We start from the raw sequence: 7232 nt of genomic DNA, 5'->3' as shown, positions 1-7232 counted from the left end.
GAACAAGGTGTACGCGGCAGGCGCAAGGCTCATCGCCGTACCCGGATGGCCGTTACCGACCCTCTGGACGGCATCGGCGGCCAAAACGCGGGCAGTATCGACGGCCCGCGTGTCCAACTCGGTCCACGCGAGATTTGTAGTGGTCGGCTTGGTGCTCACCCTGAGTCAGGGCTCCTCTCCACATGTCCATGCCGGTGTCTCGGCGGCACCGGCCGCTGTCGAGCCTACCCCTGGAAGAACGCGCATTTTTTCGAGTCATTCCAGAGTCATTCCACAGTCATTCCAGACTGCCGGGACCGTCCGGGATTCGCCTCCCGACCGGCGGATTCCGCATGTTGAGACTCATGGGTTCCGCAGTCGACACGTGAATACGGAGCACGACGTCTGAGCGCTCAATCGAGTGGCATTCGGCTCTTTGCGCGAATGGCGGCACACCCGTCGCGGAGGGTGCCGGTACCCTCTCCGCCCGCGGCCTCCCCAACACGACCCCACCCCCACGAAGGGCGCGGTTCGGGCAGCGGATACAGTTCCGTGAGTACGCGCGAGCCTTTACCGGCTGTTCACACCGGTGCTCGCTGGGATGTCTCTGTCAGGGGTGTACGTGACGGCCGTCGAATCCCGTCCACCGGGAGTGCTATCCGGGGCGAGCAGCACGGGCAGCAGCCGGGGCCAGCGGCCGTTCGGGGCCCGCGTCAAAGCGTTCGTGGCGCTGACCAAGCCGCGGATCATCGAGCTTCTGCTGATCACCACGGTGCCGGTGATGTTCCTCGCGGAACAGGGCGTGCCGGACCTGAAGCTGGTGCTGCTCACCTGCGTCGGCGGGTACCTGTCCGCGGGCGGCGCGAACGCGCTGAACATGTACATCGACCGGGACATCGACGCGCTGATGGACCGCACCTCGCAGCGGCCGCTGGTCACCGGCATGGTGAGCCCGCGCGAGTGCCTCGCCTTCGGCATCTCCCTCGCGGTCATCTCCACCCTGCTCTTCGGCCTGACCGTCAACTGGCTGTCGGCCTGGCTCGCGCTGGGCGCGCTCCTCTTCTACGTCGTCGTGTACACGATGATCCTGAAGCGCCGTACCTCGCAGAACATCGTGTGGGGCGGCATCGCCGGCTGCCTCCCGGTGCTGATCGGCTGGTCGTCCGTCACCAACTCCATGTCGTGGGCGCCGGTCATCCTCTTCCTGGTGATGTTCTTCTGGACGCCGCCGCACTACTGGCCGCTGTCCATGAAGGTGAAGGACGACTACGCGCGCGTGGGTGTGCCGATGCTTCCGGTCGTCGCCTCCAACAAGGTGGTCGCCCGGCAGATCGTGATCTACAGCTGGGTGATGGTCGCGGTCTCGCTGCTGCTCACCCCGCTCGGTTACACGGGCTGGTTCTACACGGCGGTCGCGCTGGTGGCCGGCGGCGTGTGGCTGTGGGAGGCGCACGGTCTGATGAACCGCGCGAAGGCCGAGGTGACGGGGGGCAAGCTCAAGGAGATGCGGCTGTTCCACTGGTCGATCACCTACGTGTCGATCCTGTTCGTGGCGGTGGCGGTGGATCCCTTCCTCCGGTGACACCCGGTTTGTCGCCGACGGGCGGGTTGCGTGGTCAAGGCCACGCAGCCCGCCCGTCGCCGTTTGTTCTACTCGTGGGTAGCATCCTGGCCATGGCAGACACACAGCAGGCCGACGAGGGCACGGGCGCCAGGAAATCCACGAAGGCCGAGCGCACGGCGGCCCGGCTCGCCAAGCAGATCGGCTCCTTCTCCAAGGCGCACGGCGGGGCCGAGGCGCAGGTCGCGTACATCGGCCGGCGCGGCGCCCGCATCGTGCTGGTCGGGGACGACGGAGGCTGGGGCGACCTCGTGGCCCCCACGTACGCCATCGCCGAGCAGGCCGTGAAGAGGGCCGGAGTCACCGTGCACGAGGACTTCGACGGCGACTTCGCGGCCAAGGTGAAGACCGGCCCGTACGAATGGGCGCGGATGGCGGGCATCCAGCTGGGCGGCCCCCGCAACGGCTGAGGAGGCCGCGCCCCGTTTTCAAGCGGCGCGAGGAACTGCTTTTAAGGGGCGCGGGGCTGCATCCATGTGCGGCTCCGCCACGTGGGCGCGACCAGCCCTCGACGACCCTCAGCCGCCGAACCAGATCACCCCCACGAACGATCGCTCCCACGGTCCGTCACGTGAGAGCAACACCCAGCCACCGGTTCACCCGTTAGGACCTGTAAGCCAGCGCAGCGTCTACGCGGGAGAGTCCGGATGATCGAAACGCCGTCCCTGGTGGACCAGTACTGCCACGGCACCCTGCGGACGGAGCTGGGTCTCGGCACGTTCGAGGCCCAGCTCGCACGCGGTGAGGCCCTGCCCGCACCCGGCACCACGTTCTTCGACACGCAGACCGGCTTCGCGGTACGCCGCTGGTGCCCGCCCCTGCTCGGCCTGGAGCCGCACTGCCCGCCCGCCCGCTACCTCGCCCGACGCCGTGAACTGGGCGTGCTGGAGGCCGGGCGGCGGCTGCTGCGGGGCAGCGGCGTCACCACGTACCTCGTCGACACGGGCCTGCCCGGCGATCTCACGGGGCCCGGTGAGATGGCCTCCGCGGGCGGGGCCGAGGCCCATGAGATCGTCCGCCTCGAACTCCTCGCCGAGCAGGTCGCCGACACCTCCGGCACGGTCGAGTCCTTTCTCACCAATCTCGCGGAGTCGGTGCACGGAGCCGCCGCGAACGCGGTCGCCTTCACCTCCCTGGCAGCCGCACGGCACGGTCTGGCGCTCGCGCCGGAGCCGCCGGGGCCCGGGGAGGTGCGGGGCGCGGCCGGGCGCTGGCTCGCGGACCGGCGGGTCGGCGGCACGCTCACCGACCCGGTCCTGCTCCGTCACCTGCTCTGGGTCGCGGTCGCCTCCGGCCTGCCCCTCCAGCTCCACGCCGGCCTCGGAGATGCCGGCCCGCGCATCGACAGCGCGGACCCCGTCCTCCTCACCGACTTCGCCCGCGCCACCGCCGGACTGGGCACCGACCTGGTCCTGCTGCACGGCTACCCCTACCACCGCCACGCGGCCCACCTCGCCGGGGTCTTCCCCCACGTGTACGCCGACCTGGGCGCCGAGCTCGTCCGCACGGGGGCGCGCGCGGCAGCCGTCCTCGCCGAGGTCCTGGAACTGGCCCCCTTCGGCAAGCTCCTCTTCTCCAGCGGCGCCCGCGGCCTGCCCGAACTCCACGTGGTGGGCGCCCTGCTGTTCCGGGAATCGCTGGCCCGGGTGCTGGGGACATGGGTGGCCGAGGGCTCGTGGTCGTCGGCGGACGCGCAGCGGGTGGCGGGACTGATCGCGGCGGGGAACGCCCGGCGGGTGTACGAGTTGGAGAAGTGACCGGAACGGTAAGGGGTGTTACGGGCGGGAGTGGCCGTCCGGACTGCACACTTCTCGCATGACCCGAAGCGACGCGACCGACCGCCTCCTCGACCGCTTCCTCACCGAACTGCGCGACCTGGCGCCCGTAGCCGTATGGGCCCACGGTTCGCTCGGCGGGGGCGACTACCAGGAAGGCCGCAGCGACCTGGACCTGATCGCGGTCCTGGACGATCCGATCACGGCGAGAACCGTGTGGCGGGTCGCGCGACTGCACGCCCGCCTGCGCAACGAGCCGCTCGTCGACAAGCTGCACTGCACCTATCTGACCCCCGCGAGGGCGGCCGGTGCGGGGCGCCGGCACCTCACCTGGGCGCACGAGGAGCTGTTCAAGCGGACCGTCACCCCGGTGACCCGGCGCGAGTTGCACACCTTCGGGCTGGTCCTGCACGGCGAGTCGCCCGAGGGCCTGCTCCCGGCCGTGCCGGACAGTGAGCTGACCGCCTTTGTCGTACAGGACCAGAGGGAGTTCTGGCGCAAGGCCGTGGACAAGGCCGATGCCTGGGCTCAGGACGTCTGGGTCGACCTCGGGCTCGTCACGTACGCCCGGGCCGCGGTGACCCTGAAGGACGGGCGGCTGATCACCAAGAAGGAGGCCCTCGACCTGCTGCCCGGCCTGGGCGCTCCCGTCGAGGTGGTCGAGGACGTCAGACGACGGCGGTACGAGAGCCGGGTGGCCGCGCCGGGCGAGGAGTGGACGGCCCGCAGGTCCAGGCTGACCAGGGGGTACCTCGGCCCGGCGATCGACGCTCTCGTACGGGACTACGCGTGACTCACGGGACTACGCGTGACTCACGGGACTACGCGTGACTCACGGGACTACGCGTGACTCACGCGCGCGTGGGGACCGCTTCCGCACTCACGCGCGCGTGGGCACCGCTTCCGCCGACGCCCCCGGCATGTCCGCCATGACCTCCGGCCGCTCCCGCAGCGACAGCAGCACCCGCAGTGTGGCGATCCACACCAGGCAGGAGCCCAGCATGTGCGCGCCCACCAGCACCTCGGGCAGGTCGGTGAAGTACTGGACGTAGCCGATGACGCCCTGCGCGAGCAGGACCAGGAACAGGTCGCGGGTGCGGTCGAGCGGGTCCTTGGGGGCGGCGACCGCCTTGAGGACGAACCACAGGGCGAACGTCAGGGTGACCACGATCCACGCCAGGACGGCGTGCAGCCTGCTGACGTTCTCCCAGTCCAGCGGCATGCGTTCCACATCGCTGGAGTCGCCGGCGTGCGGGCCCGCCCCGGTCACGACGGTGCCGACGGCGATCAGCAGGACCGTCGCGGCGACCAGGACCCACACGAGCTGCTGCACGGCCTTGCCGACCAGCGGGCGTGGTGCCGTGTCGCTCTCGCGCGTGCGCTGCCACATGACGGTGGCGACCGCGATGAGGGCCGTGGAGAGCAGGAAGTGCGCGGCGACCGTGTACGGGTTGAGGCCCACCAGGACGACGATGCCGCCGAGGACCGCGTTGCCCATGACGACCCAGAACTGGGCCCAGCCCAGCCGCGTCAGGCTCCGCCGCCACGGCTTCTGCGAGCGGGCGGCGATGATCGCCCAGCCGACCGCGGCGCACAGCACGTACGTCAGCATGCGGTTGCCGAACTCGATGGCGCCGTGCATGCCCATCGCGCTGGTCGCGGTGATCGAGTCCTCGGTGCACTTGGGCCAGGTCGGGCAGCCGAGACCGGAGCCCGTCAGGCGGACGGCACCGCCGGTGACCACGATGACCACCGACATGACGAGCGCGGCGAGGGCCGCCCGCTGAACCGTCCCGGGGGCCGGTGTCCAGCGTTCGGCGATGAAGGCGAGGGGGTTGCGCACGAAGGCTGTGGCGTCGGCGCGGGTCACTTTTGGCACGCGCCCCATGGTAGGCCGCCGCTTGTGCACGGTTTCACGAGGGGTGGCCCTCTTCCGCCCGGGGGCTCACTCCCAGCGGAAGAAGCGCGCCGCCGCGCCCAGTCCGAGCACCGCCCAGGCGCCCAGGATGCCGAGATCGCCCCACGGCATGCCGGCGCCGTGCTGGAGGACGCTCCGCAGGCCGTCCGACAGCGCCGAGATGGGGAGCAGCCCAAGGACGGTCCCGGCCGCCTCCGGGAACCTGTCCAGCGGCACGATCACACCGCCGCCCACCAGCAGCAGCAGGAAGACCAGGTTCGCCGCCGCCAGCGTGGCCTCCGCCTTGAGCGTGCCTGCCATCAGCAGACCGAGCCCGGAGAAGGCGGCCGTTCCGAGGACCAGGAGCAGGAGTACGGCGAGGGGGTTGCCGTGCGGTGACCAGCCCAGGGCGAAGGCGATCACCGTGAGGAGGACGACCTGGAGGATCTCCGTGACCAGTACCGAGAGCGTCTTGGCGGCCATCAGCCCCCAGCGGGGGAGCGGTGACGAGGCGAGCCGCTTCAGCACGCCGTAACGGCGCTCGAAACCGGTGGCGATGGCCTGGCCGGTGAACGCCGTCGACATCACGGCGAGTGCCAGCACTCCGGGCGCGAGGAAGTCGACGGCCTCACCGGAGCCCGTGTCGACGATGTCCACGGTGCTGAACAGAGTGAGCAGCAGCGTCGGGATCACGACCGTCAGGAGCAGCTGCTCTCCGTTGCGGAGCAGCATCCTCGTCTCCAGCGCCGCCTGCGCCCCGATCATTCGCGACAGCGGGGCAGCCCCGGGCTTCGGCGCGTACGTCTTCGCGGTACTCGTACGCGCGCTCTCACTCACGCTCATACGCGCAACTCCTTGCCAGTGAGCTCCAGGAAAACGTCTTCGAGGGTGTGCCGCTCCACCGAGATCTTTTCCGGCATCACCCCGTGCTGCGCGCACCACGAGGTGACCGTCGCCAGCAGTTGCGGATCGACCTTGCCGACGATGCGGTACGCGCCCGGCGTCAGCTCCGCCGCGGTGCAGTCCGCCGGGAGCGCCTTCAGCAGGGAGCCCACGTCGAGGCCGGGCCGTCCCGTGAAACGCAGGGTGTTCTCGGCACCGCCCCGGCACAGCTCCTCCGGGGAGCCCTGGGCTATGACGCGGCCGGCGTCGATGATCGCGACGTCGTCGGCGAGCTGCTCGGCCTCGTCCATGTAGTGGGTGGTCAGGATGACCGAGACGCCGTCCGCGCGCAGGTCGCGCACCAGGTCCCAGGTCGCCCGGCGGGCCTGCGGGTCGAGACCGGCGGTCGGCTCGTCGAGGAAGACCAGTTCGGGCCGCCCCACCACGGCCATGGCGAGGGCGAGACGCTGCTGCTGGCCGCCGGAGAGACGGCGGTACGTGGTGCGGCCGCAGGAGCCGAGGCCGAGCCGCTCGATCAGCGCGTCCACGTCCAGGGGGTGGGCGTGGAGCTTCGCCACGTGGCGCAGCATCTCGTCGGCCCGCGCGCCCGAGTAGACGCCGCCGGACTGGAGCATGACACCGATGCGCGGGCGCAGGTCACCGGCCTGTCGTACGGGGTCGAGGCCCAGCACGTGTACCGTCCCCGAGTCCGGTTTCCGGTATCCCTCGCAGGTCTCGACCGTGGTCGTCTTGCCCGCCCCGTTGGGCCCGAGCACGGCGGTGACGCCCGCTCTGGCCACCAGGTCGAGGCCGTCCACCGCGGTCTTCCCGCCGTACCGCTTCACCAGGGAACGGACCTGGACCACGGGCTCACTCTGCATGGGCGCCAAGTCTAGGGACGCGATCGGAGCGCCTGGCGGGCGGGGGCGAAGACGCCGCCCTCACGGGGGAGGTGGGAGACGGTGCCGGCATGGTCCGGCAGGCCCCCGTAAGAACCGTGGTGGCATCACCGACTTGATCGATCAAAGATCGTTCGCGCAGGTCAGCTCCGATGCCGGCTCGGGTGGTGGCTTAGGTA

8 protein-coding genes are annotated in these 7232 nt (G+C 70.5%); 4 read left to right on the top strand and 4 right to left on the bottom strand.

The features are described 5' to 3' along the window. The coding region (locus tag FPZ41_RS25520; protein ID WP_322620709.1) for a hypothetical protein at window positions 1-159 on the bottom strand (159 nt) is incomplete at its 3' end. 436 nt (window positions 160-595) lie between these two features. Here FPZ41_RS25520 and FPZ41_RS25515 point away from each other — a divergent pair. The 4 genes from FPZ41_RS25515 to FPZ41_RS25500 all read left to right on the top strand — a co-directional run bounded on the left by FPZ41_RS25515 (window position 596) and on the right by FPZ41_RS25500 (window position 4168). Beyond that, complete coding sequence (locus FPZ41_RS25515) at window positions 596-1561, top strand: heme o synthase (protein WP_322620708.1); 966 nt, start codon at window positions 596-598, stop codon at window positions 1559-1561. A gap of 92 nt (window positions 1562-1653) precedes the next feature. Continuing rightward, window positions 1654-2010 carry a hypothetical protein gene (locus FPZ41_RS25510; protein WP_152866027.1) on the top strand — a complete coding sequence of 119 codons (357 nt, stop codon included), beginning with the start codon at window positions 1654-1656 and terminating at the stop codon, window positions 2008-2010. 237 nt (window positions 2011-2247) lie between these two features. Beyond that, window positions 2248-3357, top strand: a complete 1110-nt coding sequence (locus tag FPZ41_RS25505) for an amidohydrolase family protein (RefSeq protein ID WP_152866026.1) — start codon at window positions 2248-2250, stop codon at window positions 3355-3357. A 58-nt stretch (window positions 3358-3415) separates the two neighbouring features. Then, entirely contained in the window at window positions 3416-4168 is a 753-nt protein-coding gene (locus tag FPZ41_RS25500; RefSeq protein ID WP_152866025.1) for a nucleotidyltransferase domain-containing protein, read from the top strand. Window positions 4169-4255: 87 nt separating this feature from the next. Here the strand turns inward: FPZ41_RS25500 and FPZ41_RS25495 are convergent, their stop codons facing one another. From FPZ41_RS25495 to FPZ41_RS25485, 3 genes are read right to left on the bottom strand one after another with little or no spacing between them, the layout of a single operon-like run. Next, window positions 4256-5263 carry a COX15/CtaA family protein gene (locus FPZ41_RS25495; RefSeq protein WP_152866024.1) on the bottom strand — a complete coding sequence of 336 codons (1008 nt, stop codon included), beginning with the start codon at window positions 5261-5263 and terminating at the stop codon, window positions 4256-4258. Window positions 5264-5320: 57 nt separating this feature from the next. Continuing rightward, window positions 5321-6115: an ABC transporter permease gene (locus FPZ41_RS25490; protein WP_152866023.1), complete on the bottom strand. Its 795-nt coding sequence runs from the start codon at window positions 6113-6115 to the stop codon at window positions 5321-5323. Beyond that, window positions 6112-7035, bottom strand: coding sequence for an ABC transporter ATP-binding protein (locus FPZ41_RS25485; RefSeq protein ID WP_152866022.1), 924 nt, complete (start codon window positions 7033-7035; stop codon window positions 6112-6114). Before FPZ41_RS25485 ends, FPZ41_RS25490 begins: the two co-directional genes overlap by 4 nt. Between the last annotated feature and the right edge of the window lie 197 nt (window positions 7036-7232).

Source organism: Streptomyces acidicola (assembly GCF_009377235.1).
GTDB classification, from domain to species: Bacteria; Actinomycetota; Actinomycetes; order Streptomycetales; family Streptomycetaceae; genus Streptomyces; species Streptomyces acidicola.
This window is presented reverse-complemented; position numbering and strand designations above follow the sequence as displayed.